At 63.1% G+C, this 16,691-nt stretch carries 16 protein-coding genes; 4 read left to right on the top strand and 12 right to left on the bottom strand.

What is annotated here, in order from left to right; translation table 11 throughout:
- Window positions 1–1,818 (bottom strand): sensor domain-containing diguanylate cyclase, encoded by a 1,818-nt coding sequence (locus tag QRN22_RS11800; RefSeq protein ID WP_042553854.1) that lies wholly within the window; start codon window positions 1,816–1,818, stop codon window positions 1–3.
- A 250-nt stretch (window positions 1,819–2,068) separates the two neighbouring features.
- On the opposite strand from QRN22_RS11800, the gene QRN22_RS11795 reads away from it, so the two are divergent.
- Entirely contained in the window at window positions 2,069–4,381 is a 2,313-nt protein-coding gene (locus QRN22_RS11795) for a YgiQ family radical SAM protein (protein ID WP_042553855.1), read from the top strand.
- A 131-nt stretch (window positions 4,382–4,512) separates the two neighbouring features.
- Here QRN22_RS11795 and QRN22_RS11790 read toward each other — a convergent pair whose 3' ends face one another.
- From QRN22_RS11790 to QRN22_RS11770, 5 genes are all read right to left on the bottom strand, one after another.
- A complete protein-coding gene (locus QRN22_RS11790; RefSeq protein WP_042553840.1) occupies window positions 4,513–5,238 on the bottom strand; it encodes a class I SAM-dependent methyltransferase in 726 nt (241 codons plus the stop codon).
- 71 nt (window positions 5,239–5,309) lie between these two features.
- On the bottom strand, window positions 5,310–6,575 hold the full coding sequence (locus tag QRN22_RS11785; RefSeq protein ID WP_042553841.1) for an Hsp70 family protein: 1,266 nt from the start codon (window positions 6,573–6,575) through the stop codon (window positions 5,310–5,312).
- Between the two features lie 231 nt (window positions 6,576–6,806).
- The gene (locus QRN22_RS11780; protein ID WP_042553842.1) at window positions 6,807–7,760 is read right to left on the bottom strand and encodes a lysylphosphatidylglycerol synthase transmembrane domain-containing protein; all 954 of its coding nucleotides are present in this window, start codon (window positions 7,758–7,760) and stop codon (window positions 6,807–6,809) included.
- A 210-nt stretch (window positions 7,761–7,970) separates the two neighbouring features.
- The gene (locus QRN22_RS11775) at window positions 7,971–8,411 is read right to left on the bottom strand and encodes a YqaA family protein (protein ID WP_042553843.1); all 441 of its coding nucleotides are present in this window, start codon (window positions 8,409–8,411) and stop codon (window positions 7,971–7,973) included.
- Window positions 8,412–8,423: 12 nt separating this feature from the next.
- Window positions 8,424–9,152 (bottom strand): VC0807 family protein, encoded by a 729-nt coding sequence (locus tag QRN22_RS11770; protein WP_042553844.1) that lies wholly within the window; start codon window positions 9,150–9,152, stop codon window positions 8,424–8,426.
- Window positions 9,153–9,440: 288 nt separating this feature from the next.
- Between QRN22_RS11770 and QRN22_RS11765 the strand changes: the two genes are divergently transcribed.
- From QRN22_RS11765 to QRN22_RS11755, 3 genes are all read left to right on the top strand, one after another.
- Complete coding sequence (locus tag QRN22_RS11765) at window positions 9,441–10,196, top strand: substrate-binding periplasmic protein (RefSeq protein WP_042553845.1); 756 nt, start codon at window positions 9,441–9,443, stop codon at window positions 10,194–10,196.
- A gap of 204 nt (window positions 10,197–10,400) precedes the next feature.
- Complete coding sequence (locus tag QRN22_RS11760) at window positions 10,401–11,264, top strand: oxaloacetate decarboxylase (RefSeq protein ID WP_042553856.1); 864 nt, start codon at window positions 10,401–10,403, stop codon at window positions 11,262–11,264.
- A 132-nt stretch (window positions 11,265–11,396) separates the two neighbouring features.
- Complete coding sequence (locus tag QRN22_RS11755) at window positions 11,397–11,663, top strand: DksA/TraR family C4-type zinc finger protein (RefSeq protein ID WP_042553846.1); 267 nt, start codon at window positions 11,397–11,399, stop codon at window positions 11,661–11,663.
- On the opposite strand, the gene QRN22_RS11750 is transcribed toward QRN22_RS11755, so the two are convergent.
- The 6 genes from QRN22_RS11750 to urtC all read right to left on the bottom strand — a co-directional run bounded on the left by QRN22_RS11750 (window position 11,664) and on the right by urtC (window position 16,578).
- A complete protein-coding gene (locus tag QRN22_RS11750) occupies window positions 11,664–12,194 on the bottom strand; it encodes a GNAT family N-acetyltransferase (RefSeq protein ID WP_042553847.1) in 531 nt (176 codons plus the stop codon).
- Window positions 12,191–12,709: a GNAT family N-acetyltransferase gene (locus QRN22_RS11745; RefSeq protein WP_042553848.1), complete on the bottom strand. Its 519-nt coding sequence runs from the start codon at window positions 12,707–12,709 to the stop codon at window positions 12,191–12,193. Before QRN22_RS11745 ends, QRN22_RS11750 begins: the two co-directional genes overlap by 4 nt.
- A 47-nt stretch (window positions 12,710–12,756) precedes the next feature.
- Entirely contained in the window at window positions 12,757–13,518 is a 762-nt protein-coding gene (locus QRN22_RS11740; RefSeq protein WP_042553849.1) for an SDR family NAD(P)-dependent oxidoreductase, read from the bottom strand.
- Between the two features lie 286 nt (window positions 13,519–13,804).
- A complete protein-coding gene (gene urtE / locus QRN22_RS11735; RefSeq protein WP_042553850.1) occupies window positions 13,805–14,503 on the bottom strand; it encodes an urea ABC transporter ATP-binding subunit UrtE in 699 nt (232 codons plus the stop codon).
- Window positions 14,504–14,653: 150 nt separating this feature from the next.
- A complete protein-coding gene (urtD, locus tag QRN22_RS11730) occupies window positions 14,654–15,493 on the bottom strand; it encodes an urea ABC transporter ATP-binding protein UrtD (protein WP_042553851.1) in 840 nt (279 codons plus the stop codon).
- Window positions 15,490–16,578, bottom strand: a complete 1,089-nt coding sequence (urtC, locus tag QRN22_RS11725; protein WP_042553852.1) for an urea ABC transporter permease subunit UrtC — start codon at window positions 16,576–16,578, stop codon at window positions 15,490–15,492. Before urtC ends, urtD begins: the two co-directional genes overlap by 4 nt.
- Window positions 16,579–16,691 lie beyond the last annotated feature (113 nt).

Raw genomic sequence — 16,691 nt, 5'->3', positions numbered from 1 at the left:
CTACGCCTCGCTGCCGCCGTACACGGCGGTACCCGAGCGCCCCGCTGCCTTGGCCTGATAGAGCGCCTGGTCAGCGGCCTTGTAGAGGCTGGCGAACTGCTCGGCGTGCTGCGGATAGAATGCCACGCCGATGCTGATGCTCACCGTCAGTTTCTGATCGCCATAGGCCACCGGCTTGGCCAGTTCCGCGAGCAGGCGGTCGGCGACATCGTGGGCATGGTCTTGCGCATCCGCCCCGCCGATCAGTACGGCGAATTCGTCTCCTCCGAGCCGGGCGACCGTGTCGCTCGCCCGCACATGTTCCCTGATGCGCCTGCCGATGTGCTGCAGCATCAGGTCGCCTGCATCGTGGCCATACCTGTCATTGATCGGTTTGAAGTGATCGAGATCTATCAATAGCAGCGCCAGCGCTTCACCCGACTTGTGCGCGTTGAGCAGCGCGCTCTCGCATTGCGCGACCAGGTGGCGGCGGTTCGGCAGCTCGGTCAGCGGGTCGTGAAACGCCGCGTGGCGCAGCTCCTGCTCGCGCTGTGACAACTGCTGGTTGGTCGCTTTCAGTTCCGCGGTGCGCTGTTCCACGGCCAGTTGCAGTTCGTCAGCGCTGGCCTGTACCTGGGCCAGCCGAGCACTTTTTTCACGGCCGGCCTGCAGCAGTGCTTCGGAGCGCTGGTTCTTCAGCAGTTGAATGCGGTAAGCGAGGGCGAACGAGAACAGAATCGACTCGACGGCTACTGCAACCGGGAAGACGTAGGTGCTCCATGCGGCCGGCTGAATCACACCGGTGGCGCGTAGCAGCAGCAGGTTGACGCTGGCCAGAATCATGCCGTAACCGCAGAAGTACAGGCAGGCCGGAAAGTAGCCCTGGCGCCAGCGCACGAGGGAGGCCCAGAGCGCTGCGGGAATGGCCGTGAACGACAGCAGCACGAAGACCCAGGCGCCCACGGCGCGGTGGCCGATGCCATCCGCCGTGACCGCAACGACGTACAGCACGCAGCTTATGGTCAGCAGGTGATGGGCCCATGGGACATGGCGGCGAGTCTGCAGCAGCGTCTGGGTGAAGCGGCAGGCACCAAAGCCCCATAGCGCCGGCAGACTGATGCGGTCGAGCCAGAAGGGCACAGGTGCATTCGGCCACAGGTACTGGAAGCCGTGGCCGGTCATGCCGAGGATCATCAGCAGCGCCCCCAGGGTGGTGATCACGTACCAGAAGTAAGCCGAGTCGCGCAGGGCGAAGAAAATGAACAGGTTGTACAGCAGCAGGGCGGTGATGACCCCGTAGATCACGCCGAGCCAGAGGTTTTCGTTGGCGCTCAGGGTGCTCAGGTCATCGAGTTGCCAGACCTTCAACGGAAAGGAGTTGCCCGCAGGGTCGAAGCTGCGCAGGTAGAGGGTTAGTGGTTGCTCGCTCAGCGCCGGTAGCTGGAACAGCAGGCGACGGTGGGCATGATCACGACCTGCGTCGAAGGTCACCACTTCGCCGGACTGGCGCAGCTGCCAGCCTCGTTCGCCGTCGGGCAGGAACAGCTGAAGATCGAGCAGGCTGACGGCGGCGACTTCCAGCCACCAGGCGCCCGGCGCTGTCTGGTTGGTTTGCAGGGTGACCTTGATCCACCAGGGGTTGGGGCTCTGGCCGACGCTTGCCTTGCCCTGGGCAGGCACGAAGCGTTGTTGCACGGCCGGGTCGGCCATGTCCGCTATGCTCAGCCGGGACCCGGGATCTTCGAGCAGTTCGATATGAGGGTTGAGCGCCAGGCCACTGCTGCCGGCATCGAGCGTGATGCTGTCGGCCCGAGCACCCAGACTCAGGCACGAGAGCATCAGCAGCGAGATCAGGAATATGGCTAGCCGCTGCAAGCGGAGGCTCCTTGGTGGCCTGTGCACGACCGTTGTTGTTCTGCTTTGAAGAGTATACCGAGGCGGCAGGTTTTTGATGACTGCCCGCAATCATATTGCACGCCGTCGGATAGGCCGCCAAGCGACGTTTTAACCCAGCGGTACAGTCGGGTTTGGTTAAAAAATGTGCTATATTCCGCGCCCCGTGAAATTCCTGAATAAATCGGTCATCGCCATGCAAGCCGCCAAGCCGCTGTTCGACTATCCAAAATACTGGGCCGAGTGCTTCGGCCCCGCCCCTTTCCTGCCAATGAGCAGGGAGGAGATGGATCAGCTTGGCTGGGATTCCTGCGACATCATCATCGTTACCGGTGATGCCTATGTCGACCACCCGTCGTTCGGGATGGCGATCATTGGCCGTCTGCTGGAGTCCCAGGGCTTCCGTGTGGGCATCATCGCCCAGCCCGACTGGCAGTCCAAAGACGACTTCATGAAGCTCGGCGAGCCCAACCTGTTCTTTGGTGTCGCGGCCGGCAACATGGATTCGATGATCAACCGTTACACCGCGGACAAGAAAATCCGTTCCGACGATGCCTACACGCCTGGCGGTCTGGCGGGCAAGCGCCCGGATCGCGCCAGCCTGGTCTACAGCCAGCGCTGCAAGGAAGCGTACAAGCACGTGCCTATCGTGCTCGGTGGCATCGAGGCCTCGTTGCGCCGCATCGCCCACTACGATTACTGGCAGGACCGGGTGCGCAACTCGATCCTGATCGATGCCAGTGCCGATATCCTGCTGTACGGCAACGCCGAGCGCGCCATCGTCGAGGTCGCCCAGCGCCTGTCGTATGGGCAGAAAGTCGAAGACATCACCGACGTGCGCGGCACCGCGTTCATTCGCCGCGATACGCCGAAAGACTGGTACGAGGTCGATTCCACGCGTATCGACCGCCCGGGCAAGGTCGACAAGATCATCAACCCGTACGTCAACACTCAGGACACCCAGGCCTGCGCCATCGAGCAGGAAAGGGGCAATGTCGAAGATCCCAACGAAGCCAAGGTCGTGCAGATCCTCGCCAGCCCGAAGATGACCCGCGACAAGACGGTGATTCGTCTGCCATCCATGGAGAAGGTACGTAACGACCCGGTGCTTTATGCGCACGCCAACCGTGTGCTGCATCTGGAAACCAACCCGGGCAACGCTCGGGCGCTGGTGCAGAAGCACGGTGAAATCGACGTATGGTTCAACCCGCCACCCATTCCGATGACCACCGAGGAAATGGACTACGTGTTCGGCATGCCCTATGCGCGCGTTCCGCACCCGGCGTACGGCAAGGAGAAGATTCCGGCCTACGACATGATCCGCTTCTCGGTGAACATCATGCGCGGCTGCTTCGGTGGCTGCACCTTCTGCTCGATCACCGAGCACGAGGGGCGCATCATCCAGAACCGCTCGGAAGAATCGATCATTCGTGAGATCGAGGAAATCCGCGACAAGGTGCCTGGATTCACCGGCGTCATTTCCGATCTCGGTGGCCCGACCGCGAACATGTACCGCATCGCCTGCAAGAGCCCGGAAATCGAATCCGCGTGCCGCAAGCCGTCCTGCGTGTTCCCCGGCATCTGCCCGAACCTGAATACCGATCACTCGTCGCTGATCCAGCTCTATCGCAGCGCCCGCGCGTTGCCGGGGGTGAAGAAGATCCTCATCGCTTCGGGCCTGCGTTACGACCTGGCCGTCGAGTCGCCGGAGTACGTCAAGGAGCTGGTCACCCACCACGTGGGTGGTTACTTGAAGATCGCCCCGGAGCATACCGAGGAAGGCCCGCTCAACCAGATGATGAAACCGGGCATCGGCAGCTATGACAAGTTCAAGCGCATGTTCGAGAAGTACTCCAAGGAGGCGGGCAAGGAGCAGTACCTGATTCCTTACTTCATCGCTGCCCACCCCGGCACCACCGATGAAGACATGATGAACCTGGCCCTGTGGCTCAAGGAGCACGGTTTCCGTGCCGACCAGGTGCAGGCGTTCTACCCGTCGCCGATGGCCACCGCCACGGCCATGTACCACTCGGGCAAGAACCCGCTGCGCAAGGTCACCTACAAGAGTGACGGCGTGACCATCGTCAAGAGCGAGGAGCAGCGCCGCCTGCACAAGGCGTTCTTGCGTTATCACGATCCGAAGGGGTGGCCGATGCTGCGTGAGGCGCTGCAGCGCATGGGGCGCGCCGACCTGATCGGTGATGGCAAGCACCACCTGATCCCGACCTATCAGCCAAAGGCCGATGAGTACCAGAGTGCCCGGCGCAAGAATTCCACGCCGGCCGGTAGCAAGAAGGTCGCCGGCAATGGCGGCGGCAAGCCTGCTGGTGGGCGCATCCTCACCCAGCACACCGGCCTGCCACCGCGTGGCAGCGACGGCAGCAAGCCCTGGGACAAGCGCGAGCAGGCCAAGGCGGCTGCCGAGGCACGCAATCAGCAGGCCGCGCGCGAGCGTGCTGGCGCAGGCAAGGGTAAGAAGCCGGTCAAGAAGCCTGCGGTACCGCGTTAAACGGGTGGGCTTCAAGGCCGTAGCCGCCGTTCAGCGATCCATCGTGCAAGCGCGCCATGCCCGCGAAATCACGGGCATGGCGCGTTCCCGCAAGTGGCAGGCGAGCGTCCGCTTTCGTCACTTGCCGCTGACTAGTCGACGCTGAAACGGCAGGTCAGGTAGCGGTTGCTGGCGCCATAGCGCAGGATCGAGAACAGCCGCTTGAAGAGGTACAGCGGGTGGCTGCGGTAGTAAGCCAATACGGCGTTGCCGACGCCTTCCGAGCGGTGCTGGCGGGCCGCTTTCTTGGGCTTCTTGAACAATCCGGAAAACTCCCAGCGCTGGATCTGCTCGAAGCGTTCCCGCGGTTTCAGACCATGGCGGCGGAACAGCGCGAAGAAGCTGCGCGGGCTGAAGTCGTGGAGGTGGTGGGGGTTGCCATCCAGGGTCGGCGTGGTCGGCACCGAGGCGATGATGCGGCCGCCCTTGGCCAGCAGGGTGGCGTAGTTGTCTACCAGGCGAACCGGATCGGGCAGGTGTTCGATGGTTTCCAGGCTGACGATGCTGTCGAAGCCCTGGCTGTCGGCGAAGGTCTCCGCGTTCGCGCAGACGTAGCGCAGGTTGGGTTTCTGGTAGTTGGCCTGGGCGTAGGCGATCGCTTCGGGATCGATATCGATGCCGGTAATCTGCTTGTCCGGGTGCTGTTCGGCCAGCAGTGCACTGCCGTAGCCGCAGCCACAGGCCATATCGAGTACGCGCTGACCCTGCAGCGAGCGGCTGGCGAACTCGTAACGCTGCATATGCAGATCAAGGGTCGCCTGGTCGGCCGCCAGCCTTTCGTCCATTTTCAGCGGGTAGATACGTTCTAGGGTGTGCATGGTGGCCGTCCATGGAGTGAGATCGCGAGAATATAGAGTAGTCGCGATCCCTTGTCCCTATCCGTTCGGTATCAGCCGTAGCGCTTCTTCGCCTCGATGGCCAGCCCGCTGCCGATACTGCCGAAGGTATTGCCTTCAACGTGGCGGGCGTTGGGCAGCAGTGCAGCCACGCTCTGACGCAGCGCCGGTACACCGCTGGAACCGCCGGTGAAGAACACCGTATCGACCTGTTCCAGGCCGACGCCAGCATTGGCGAGCAGCCCGCTAACACTGCCGCGGATGCGTTCGAGCAGCGCGGCGATGCTGTCCTCGAACAGCTCACGGGTCAGCTCGGCGATCAGCCCTGCCTCGATACGCTGCAGGTCGATGGGATGCTGACGCTGTTCGGTCAGGGCGATCTTGCTGTCCTCCACCTGCATGGCCAGCCAGTGGCCGGCGCGCTGCTCGATCAGGCGGAACAGGCGATCGATGCCGGTCGGATCGACGATGTCGTAGCGCATGTTCTGCAGTGCCCGTTGCGACGCGGCCGAGTAGACCATGTTGATGGTGTGCCAGGTCGCCAGGTTGAGGTGCATGCTGGTGGGCATCGGCGCGTCGCTCTTCATCCGGCTGCCGTAACCGAACAGCGGCATCACCCCTTGCAGGCTGAGTTGCTTGTCGAAGTCGGTCCCGCCGATATGCACACCTCCGGTGGCCAGGATGTCCTCCTGACGCTCGGCCAGCTGACGGCGCTCGGGTGCCAGTCGCACCAGGGAGAAGTCCGAGGTACCGCCGCCGATATCGACGATCAGCACCAGCTCTTCACGCTCGATGGTCGACTCGTAATCGAAGGCTGCGGCGATCGGTTCGTATTGGAAGGAGACGTCCTTGAAGCCCAGCTTCTGTGCCACGGCGATCAGGGTGTTCTCGGCTTCCTGGTCGGCCAGCGGGTCGTCATCCACGAAGAATACCGGGCGGCCCAGCACCACGGCGTCGAACGGGCGTTCGGCAACCGCTTCGGCGCGTTTCTTCAACTCGCCGATGAAGAAGCCGAGCAGGTCCTTGAACGGCAGCGCGCTGCCCATGACCGCAGTTTCGCTTTTCAGCAGCTTGGAGCCGAGCAGGCTCTTCAGCGAGCGCATCAGACGGCCTTCGTAGCCTTCCAGGTATTCGTGCAGGGCCAGGCGCCCATAGACCGGGCGGCGCTCTTCGAGGTTGAAGAACACCACGGAGGGCAGGGTGATCTTGCCGTCTTCCAGCGGGATCAGCGTTTCGCCGCCCGGGCGCAGCCAGCCAACGGTGGAGTTGGAGGTGCCGAAGTCGATCCCGCAGGCGCGGGCGGGGGTTGAAAAGGACATTGACGCGCGGCTCCTGAAAAAACGGCCGCGTATTCTAGGGGTTGTTGATGCTTCAACGCGAGCCGCGTTGCTGCGAAAAATCTCGCCAAGCTAGGCGGAGGGCGCTGGCAGTGGCTGTTCCCTTGGCAAGTCCTTCAACGATGCATGGCGAGATTTCTCGCGTAACCCGCAGAGCCATGGGTGAAGCGTCAATGGACCCCAGCCGAATGAAGCCGCTGCGCTGCCGCTTCGTCAGGGCAACGGGGGATTTTGTACGCCGTCGCGGCGGATGCGCCATTGGCCCCATTCGAAGCCCAGGACGACGATCAGCGACAGCGCGAACGGCAGCAGCAGATAGAAACCGCGGAACACGATCAGCGCCGCCAGCACGTCCGGCGCCGGAATTTCCGGCATGGCAGCCAGAAAGCTGACTTCCAGTACGCCCAGGCCGCCCGGGGCGTGGGAGAGCAGTGCCAGGGAGAAGGAGGCCAGGAACACGCCCAGCACCACCATATAGCCGGGGTTGTACGCCTCGGGCAGTGCGAAGTAGATGATCGCCGCCGCGCAGGCCAGCTCCAGAGGGCCTGCCAGCAACTGACGACCGACGATTCGCAGGCGTGGATACTCGACATGCAGCTTGCCGAACGTCCAGGGTTTGAACTGCAGCCAGGACCCCAGCACGTAGAGACCCACCAGCAGCAGCAGGAAACCGCCGACAGCCACCGATACCAGCGGCGTGACGTCCAGTACACGGTGAATCAGATCCGGCTGCAGCACCAGCACGCAGCCGCTGGCCAGCAATGTGCCAAGCGCAAAGGTGAAGGAGCAGAAGACGATCAGAATGCCGATTTCATGGGGTGTGAGACCCTTGGTGCGATAGGCGCGATAGCGCACCACCGCACCGGAAAATACCGAGGCGCCGATATTATGAGCCAGGGCATAGGTGGTGAACGAGCACAGGGTGATGAACCGCCATGAGATCTTCTTGCCCAGATGGGCGACGGCGATGCGGTCGTACCAGGCCAGCGCCGAATAGGCGCCGAGGGTGGCGATGGCGGCGAGAATCCAGTTCAGGTGTGGAATCGCCTTGAGGCTACCGGCAATTTCGTCAAGGGAGATATTGCGTACTTCGCGATAGAGCAGGAAGCAGGACGCGACCACGGCGCACAACCCGATCAGCGTCCAGATCAGGTCACTGCGTTTCATCGTGGGCTTGGTACCTTGCAACGGCGATCCCCTGTTTCACGTCTCTATGGACAGTCGGCTCTGCATTCGATGAGCTGTCGCACCCATTGTTCAGAACCTTTCCCAGAGGATGTCCCGGCAGTATGTGGGTGTACAGGGTGCGCAGTATCCCGGAGGTGGGCCGGTTGCTCAACTGGCACCGTTTTTCAGGCCGTTACCGAGTGTGTCCTTTCACCTGCTCAAACCCAGTGTCAGCGCGGCCAGCACGGCATAACGGGCGGTTTTCGCCAGGGTCACGATAAGCACGAAACGCCACAGCGGTTCACGCATGATGCCCGCCACCAGGGTCAGCGGGTCACCGACCACCGGAAGCCAGCTGAGCAGCAGTGACCAGCGCCCATAGCGCCCGTACCAGCTTTGCGCTTGCTGCAGGCGTTGGTCGCTGACCGGGAACCAGCGGCGACCGCGGAAACGTTCTATATAACGGCCGAGCCACCAGTTGACCAGCGAACCGAGCACATTGCCCCCACTGGCCACCAGCAGCAGTAGCCACACCGGCTGGGCGCCGCCGAGCAGCAGTGCCACCAGCACCGCCTCGGACTGCAAGGGGAGCAGCGTCGCTGCACCGAATGCGCTGGTGAACAGTCCCAGGTAGGCGTAGATGTCCAGCAAGGCGAGGCGTCGTCAGGGCTTCTTGTCCTGCTCGGCATTGGCCATGATCTCTTCCAGCTTGAGGCCGGTCAGACCATGAATGGTGCGCCACAGGTAGTAGAAGATGGCCATCAGCATGATCATCGACGGGATGGCGATCATCGGGTAGCTGAGCAGCGTCATGCGGCCCAGCTCGTCGTTGAAGGCTTCGCTGCCCGCCGGACTGGTGACGATCCACTTGGCCAGGATGTAGTTCATCGCCGAGGAGAAGAAAAAGGTGCCGCTGAGCCAGTAGGTGGCAAGCATCAGGCGCGATTCGAAGCGCTCGGTATGACCGCCCTGTTCCAGGCGATCGTGAATCTTGTCGACGTTGAGCACCGTCTTGTTGAACAGCAGTGTGCGGATCAACGGATAGCGGGTGCGCGTCGACACCAGCACGGCGATGCCGATCAGGCCGGGAATGGCCGCTTCCTTGATCGCCAGCCACTGGTTGTCCAGGTGCAGCAGACCGATGCCGCCGGTGAGGATCACGCTGACCAGGCCGAGCAGGGCGACGAAGTTGAATTTGCGGTACTTGATCAGTTCGAACGCACCCCAGCACAGCGGGAAGGCGAGGGCCAGCACCAGTGCGCCATCCGGGCCCAGGCGAGCTTCGCCGCTGAGCTTCATGAGGATCAGCGAGGGGATCAGAATACTGATCAGCAGATCGATGAACGGGCGAGGTTTGTGTGTCGCGGGGGGCATCTGAGTGGTATCGGTCATGTCATTGCGCGCAGGTGGACGAGCCCCGATGATCGCCTGCCTGAGGCTCAGGCGCCAGCCCGAATGTCGGCGCAATCACCACAAAGTCCTTCGGCGTCGTCAGGGGGTTCAAGACAAAGTGAGACAATTTGTCCGCTTGTAGAGGCCTGGGGGCAGTGGTAGCTGAAATTAACCGGGCGCTGCGGTAAAATTGACGGTCATCGCCGTCAGGTTTGCGTCGACAAACCAGTGGTACCGGCTCCGGTACTCGGCCAACTGATTTTATTGAAGCATTTAGGGGATGGCCAAATGGGCCCGTTGCGTCGCTACGGTGTGTTGTTGCTCGTGTCGCTGCTTTGCGCACACGCGAACGCCGGGCTGCGCATCCTTACCGAGCCTGGCCCGCCTACCGCGTTCATGCAGGACGGCGAGCTGCAGGGTTTTGGTGTGGATGTGGTGCGCGAGCTGATTACCCGCACCGGCTCCCAGGCGCAGATCGAGATGATGCCCTGGACGCGTGCCTACACCATCGCCCAGCGTGACCCGGATGTCGCACTGTTCGCCATGATGCGTACGCCGGACCGGGAGAAGCGTTTTCAGTGGGTCGGCCCGATTTTGCACGGCAAGGTGCGGTTCTACTCGCTGAAGTCGCGCAACCTGCAGGTCGACAGCATCGAGGACGTCGCCGCCAGCGGCCCGCTGGCCGTGCCCAAGCAGTGGTACAGCTACGAGGTGTTGAAAGAGCAGGGTTTGCAGAACCTTTATGGCGTACCGACGCCGGAAACCATGGTCACCATCTTTGCCCATGGGCGGGTCAATCTGATCCTGCTGGAGGACATCCTGCTGCGCGACATGCTTGCCCCGGCAGAGCTGGCGCCTGCCGACGTGCAGCCGCAGATGGTGTTCATGGAGTCGTCGTATTACATCGCCTTCTCCCTGGATACCGACCCGGCGATCGTCACTGCCTGGCAGCGCGAGCTGGCGGAAATGCGCCGTGACGGCAGCTTTTCGGCGATTTTCCGCCAGTGGCTGCCCGATGTAGAGCTGCCCGAGGCCCTGCGCTGAGTTGGCGGGATAATTGCTGCTCCCTGGCTGGATCCGCCATGGCCGGTGGCCCGAGACCCCGATTGGCGCGCAGGCAGCCCATGCAGCTGTCGTTCCGCGTCCGTGCCGGTAGCTGCAAGACACGAGAATTCGCTCAACGTGGCCGGAACAAGGCCGCTGGGCACCCGATTCATCTGACGTTTTGGACAATGCCTTATGTCGAACATGCAACGTGCTTCTCACCATGAACTGCGGCGCGCCTTCCGTGCCCTGCTGGCTTCGGACGCCTGCTACCACACCGCGTCGGTCTTCGACCCGATGTCCGCCCGGATCGCTGGTGACCTCGGCTTCGAGGTCGGTATCCTCGGTGGTTCTGTGGCTTCGCTGCAGGTGCTCGCCGCACCTGATTTCGCCCTCATCACCCTCAGCGAATTCGTCGAGCAGGCCACCCGCATCGGTCGCGTATCGAACCTGCCGGTGATCGCCGATGCCGACCACGGCTACGGCAATGCCTTGAACGTGATGCGCACCGTTGTCGAACTGGAGCGTGCCGGTATCTCCGCGCTGACCATCGAAGACACCCTGCTGCCCGCGCAATTCAACCGCAAGTCGACGGACCTGATCAGCGTCGCCGAAGGTGTCGGCAAGGTGCGTGCAGCCCTCGAGGCGCGGGTCGATCGGGAACTGGCGATCATCGCCCGTACCAACGCCGGCGTGCTCAGCGTCGATGAAGTGATCAAACGCACCGTTGCCTATCAGAAGGCGGGCGCCGATGGCATCTGCATGGTGGGTGTCGAGGATTTCGAGCACCTGGAAAAGATCGCCGAACACCTCAGCGTGCCGTTGATGCTGGTGACCTACGGCAACCCCAAACTGCGTGACAACGCGCGCCTGGCCAAGCTGGGTGTACGTATCGTGGTCAACGGTCATGCCGCCTATTTCGCGGCCATCAAGGCGACCTACGATTGCCTGCGTGAGCAGCGCGAAGCCACTGCCAGTGACCTCAGCGCTTCCGAGCTGTCGCACAAGTACACCCAGCCCGAAGATTACGTGGCCTGGGCCGACGAGTTCATGAACGTCAAGGAATAACCCCGCTTCACCCGCCACGCCGGACAGCGGCCGCGCAACGCGAGCCGATTAGTCCGCCGTCGGCTGCCCCTTGCCAATCGCGTCTGCACGCTCCTATCTTCCGGTCAGCGGTATTCTTTTCGGGAGAGCGATATGGCCACCGGTTGGGCGCAAGACGGCGCCGTGCAGGAACAGATCGACAGCACCATCGAAGACGCCGTGCAGCGCGCGCGCAGTCAGTTACCCACAGGTGAAAGCCTTCGCCACTGCGAAGAATGCGATGCGCCGATTCCCGAAGCGCGACGCAAGGCCGTTCCCGGTGTGCGGCTGTGCGTCAACTGTCAGGCTCAGGCAGACAGCGAGCAGGCCAAGGCCGGTGGCTTCAATCGCCGCGGCAGCAAGGACAGCCAACTGCGCTAGTCAGATGGGGCGAGAGAGGGTCTTGTAGTAGATCGTATTGGCGCGGTACTGGCCGTCCGGGCCGCAGGCATAATCCGGCAGGCCGCCGATACAGGTATAGCCAAGTGCGCGATAGAGATTCTCGGCGTCACTGCCGGCCTCGGTATCAAGGTAGAGCAGACCACGCCGCAAGGCCTTCGCGTGTGCCTCGAGGTGCTGCATCAGTAAACGGGCTATGCCTCGGCGTCGAGCGGCGCTCAGCACCAGCAGCTTCTGCACTTCGCCACGATTCAGCCCGTTGGGCTTCAGGCACAGGCTGAGTTGCACCGAACCCAGCAGTTGCCCCTCATCCTCGGCGACCCAGATCGCCAAGGCGCCGCTGCCCAGGTTGTGGTGAACCTCGCTGAAGTAGCGATCAGCTTCCTCGTTATCGATCTCGGCAAGAAAACCCACCGACGCACCGTTGGCTACGGCATCGAGCAGCAGGGCGATCAGGCCTTGCCGGCAGTCGTCGAAAGCGCTCTGATCGAGCTGGCGGATCTGCAAGGTCATGGCGTGCTCCGCTGTGGCGTCAGGATCAACTGCATGAAGGTCAGATCCAGCCAACGGCCAAATTTGCAGCCGACCTGCGGCATCTGCCCGGTGATGGTGAAGCCCAGGCGCTCGTGCAGACGGACCGAAGCACCGTTGCCGCTTTCGATGGCGGCGACCATCACATGTTTGCCTACCTCGCGCGCTCGCTCGACCAGCGCCTGCATCAGCAGCGGGCCGAGGCCCTGGCCGCGCGTGTCATTGCGCACGTAGACGGAATGCTCGACCGTGTTGCAGAAACCTTCGAACGGCCGCCAGTCGCCGAACGACGCGTAACCCAGCACCTCCTCTGCCTCGTTGACCGCCACCAGAATCGGATAGCCCTGAACCGCCCGGGCGTCGAACCAGGCCTGGCGGTTGGCCAGGTCCACGGGACGTTCGTTCCAGATGGCGGTGGTGTTGAGCACGGCATCGTTGTAGATGGCGAGGATTGCGGGCAGTTCGCCGGCAATGGCATCACGGATAACGGCAGGCATGGTGTGTCTCTTGTCGAGTGGGGCCAGTGGATTGGCCCCGGATCAGGTTACTTGTCGCGGTCGACGGCGAACGGCCCCCAGGCCTGACGGCTGGGCATGATTTCCAGGCGGTTGATGTTGATATGGGCGGGCAGGGTGGCAACGTAGAAAATCTGCTCGGCGATATCTTCCGCGCTCAACGGCGTGGTGGTGCTGTACAGCGCATCGGAGGCGGCCTGGTTGCCCTTGGTGCGTACCAGGGTGAACTCGGTTTCAGCCATGCCGGGGGCGATGTCGGTGACGCGTACGCCGGTGGACACCAGGTCACAGCGCAGGTTGAAGCTGAACTGTTTGACGAACGCCTTGCTGGCGCCATACACGTGGCCACCCGGGTAGGGCCATTCGCCGGCCACCGAGCCGATGTTGATGATGCTGGCACCCTTGCCGGTTTCCAGCAGCTTGGGCAGCACGGCGTGGGTAACGTTGACCAGGCCGGTGATGTTGGTGTCGATCATGGTGTGCCAGTCTTGCAGGGCAACCTTCTGCGCTGCCTCAGGCGCCAGGGCCAGGCCGGCGTTGTTGATCAGCGCATGGATCTTGTCGAACGGTGCAGGCAGGCTGTCGACCAGGGCTTGCACGGCAGTGGCGTCACGCACGTCGAGGGTGGCGATATGCACCGGCACCTTGGCTTCCAGTTCGGCCTTGAGTTCTTCCAGGCGCTCCTGGCGACGGCCGCTGAGTACCAGGCCCCAGCCTGCTTCGGCGAAGCGGCGAGCGGTGGCGCGGCCGAAACCGGAAGTGGCACCGGTGATGAAAACTACCTTGGTCATGTTCTGCCTCTTGTCTGTCGTCAGTGAGAATCGCTGAGCCGGTGCAGGGTTCTGCCGCGTGGCGACTGTCCAGCTCCTGATCGAGTGCCGAGGTAGGCTCGTCGACGCGCATCATCGCCACCGGGAACGCCTGCGGGTTGGCCCGCAGGTGACGACCGCGTGGTGGCGGACGGCAAGGATAACCGCCCTGATCGGGGGCGCGTAGATACAGTGACGGGCATTTTCCGCACTGCCTGGTCCTGACGACGGCTCGATGGGGGCACCCGGGCGGGTGTCCAGTCGCCTGCTAGATCGCCACCAGGCCGCGTACGCCATCCGCTTCCATGGTTTCGCCACGCCCCTGCTGGACGATTTCGCCACGGCTCATCACCAGGTACTGGTCGGCCAGTTCGGCAGCGAAATCGTAGAACTGCTCGACCAGCAGAATGGCCATGTCGCCACGGGCGGCGAGCTTCTTGATCACCACGCCGATTTCCTTGATCACCGAGGGCTGGATGCCTTCCGTGGGTTCGTCGAGGATCAGCAAGCGTGGCTGGCTGGCCAGGGCACGGCCGATGGCCAGCTGTTGCTGCTGGCCGCCGGACAGGTCGCCGCCGCGGCGGTGTTTCATTTCCAGCAGCACGGGGAACAGCTCGTAGATGAAGGCCGGAACCTCCTTGGCCTGGCTGCCGGGAAAGCGCGACAGGCCCATCAGCAGGTTTTCCTCGACGGTCAGGCGGCCGAAGATTTCGCGGCCCTGGGGCACATAGGCGATGCCGGCGTGCACCCGCTGGTGCGGCTTGAAGCCGGTGATCGGCTTGCCTTCCCAGCTGACCTGGCCCTGCTTGGCCGGCAGCAGGCCCATCAGGCATTTGAGCAGGGTGGTCTTGCCCACGCCGTTGCGCCCAAGCAGGCAGGTAACCTCGCCGGCCTTCACGTCGAAAGACAGGCCGCGCAGGATGTGGCTGCCGCCGTAGTACTGGTGTAGCTGTTGGACTTGCAGCATGGCTTACCCCTTGATCGTTCCCACGCTCTGCGTGAGCAACTCATTTCCCTGTAGGAGCTGGCTTGCCAGCGAAGAGGCCGGCACATCTAGCATCGCCGGCAAGCCGGCTCCTACCCATCATGGTCGTTCCCGCTGTCTGCGGGCGACGGCTCAGCGGCCCAGATAAACCTCGATCACCCGTTCGTTGGCCTGCACGGCGTCGAGCGAGCCTTCGGCCAGCACGCGGCCCTGGTGCAGCACGGTGACGTGGTCGGCGATGGTGCCGACGAAGCCCATGTCGTGCTCGACCACCATCAGCGAGTGCTTGCGTGCCAGGGACTTGAACAGCTCGGCGGTGAATTCGGTTTCCGCGTCGGTCATGCCGGCCACGGGTTCGTCGAGCAGCAGCAACTGCGGATCCTGCACCAGCAGCATGCCGATCTCGAGAAACTGCTTCTGGCCATGGGACAGCAAGCCTGCCGGGCGCTGGCGCGAGGCGTCGAGCCGGATGGTGGCGAGCACCTCGTCGATACGGTCGCGCTGCTCGCCGCTGAGTCTGGCGCGCAGGCTGGCCCATACGGACTTGTCGGTCTTCTGTGCCAGTTCGAGGTTTTCGAACACGCTCAGCGCCTCGAAAACCGTTGGCTTCTGGAACTTGCGACCGATCCCGGCCTGGGCGATCTGCACTTCGCTCATCTGCGTCAGGTCGAAGGTTTCGCCGAAGTAGGCGACGCCACTGTTGGGCCGGGTCTTGCCGGTGATCACGTCCATCAGGGTGGTCTTGCCGGCGCCGTTGGGGCCGATGATGCAGCGCAGTTCGCCGACGCCGATGTACAGCGTCAGGTCGGTCAGCGCCTTGAAGCCGTCGAAGGACACGTTGATGTCCTCCAGCGTCAGAATGGTGCCATGGCGCGTGTTCAGGCCACTGCCCGCACTCTGGCCCAGGCCGATGGCGTCGCGGCTGCTGCCTGCCGGGTCGATCAGCATTTCCGGAATCGGTGCACTTCTCATGACTTGTCCCCTCGTTTGAGCAGGCCGATTACACCCTTGGGCAGAAACAGGGTGACCACGATGAACAGCGCGCCGAGAGCGAACAGCCAGTACTCTGGGAAGGCCACGGTGAACCAGCTCTTCATGCCGTTGACCAGGCCCGCGCCGAGCAGGGGGCCGATCAGCGTGCCACGCCCGCCGAGCGCTACCCACACGGCGGCCTCGATGGATTGCGTCGGAGCCATTTCGCTGGGGTTGATGATGCCCACCTGAGGCACGTACAGCGCACCGGCCAGACCGCAGAGCACGGCGCTCAGCACCCAGATGAACAGCTTGTAGCCGCGCGGATCGTAGCCGCAGAACATCAGGCGGTTCTCGGCATCGCGCAGGGCGGTCAGCACCCGGCCGAACTTGCTGCGCGCCAGGCGCCAGCCCAGATACAGGCTGCTGACCAGCAACACGACGGTCAGAAAGAACAACGTGGCACGGGTGTTCGCGGCGGTGATCTCGAAACCGAGGATGCTGCGGAAGTTGGTGAAGCCGTTGTTGCCGCCGAAGCCGGTCTCGTTGCGGAAGAACAGCAGCATGCCGGCGAAGGTCAGGGCCTGGGTCATGATCGAGAAATACACGCCCTTGATCCGCGAACGAAAGGCGAAGAAACCGAACACCAGGGCCAGCAATCCAGGCGCCAGCACCACCAGGCACATGGCCCAGAGGAAATTGTCGGTGCCGTACCAGTACCAAGGCAGCTCGGTCCAGGCGAGAAAGCTCATGAACGCCGGCAGGCCGTCGCCAGCGGCTTCGCGCATCAGGTACATGCCCATGGCATAGCCGCCGAGGGCGAAGAACAGGCCATGGCCGAGGGACAGCAGGCCGGCGTAGCCCCAGACCAGATCGAGCGCCAGGGCGACGACGCAGTAGCAGAGGATCTTGCCGACCAGGGTCAGCGTATAAGCCGACACGTGCAGCGCATGATCACCGGGCAGCAGGTGCAGCAGCGGCATGGCGAGCAGCACGACGAGCACCAGCAGGCCGAGGGCCAGCGACACCTGCGGGCCAAGCTTATGGCTGGCGCGGGCCAGTAGCGTTTGGTTGGCGGCGTTCATCGGTGAATCCCCTGTAAGCCGACCTGTGGGAGCGCGCCATGCGCGCGAACGATAGCGGTGACGCAGTCGCTGGCATGGCCAGCTCCCACAGGGCGCGCCGGGTTGTTCAAGTA

The sequence above is a fragment of the Pseudomonas sp. MEJ086 genome (assembly GCF_030209025.1).
Classification (GTDB): Bacteria; Pseudomonadota; Gammaproteobacteria; order Pseudomonadales; family Pseudomonadaceae; genus Aquipseudomonas; species Aquipseudomonas fulva_A.
The sequence above is the reverse complement of the archived record's forward strand: the minus strand, read 5'-3'. Positions and strand labels throughout refer to the sequence as shown.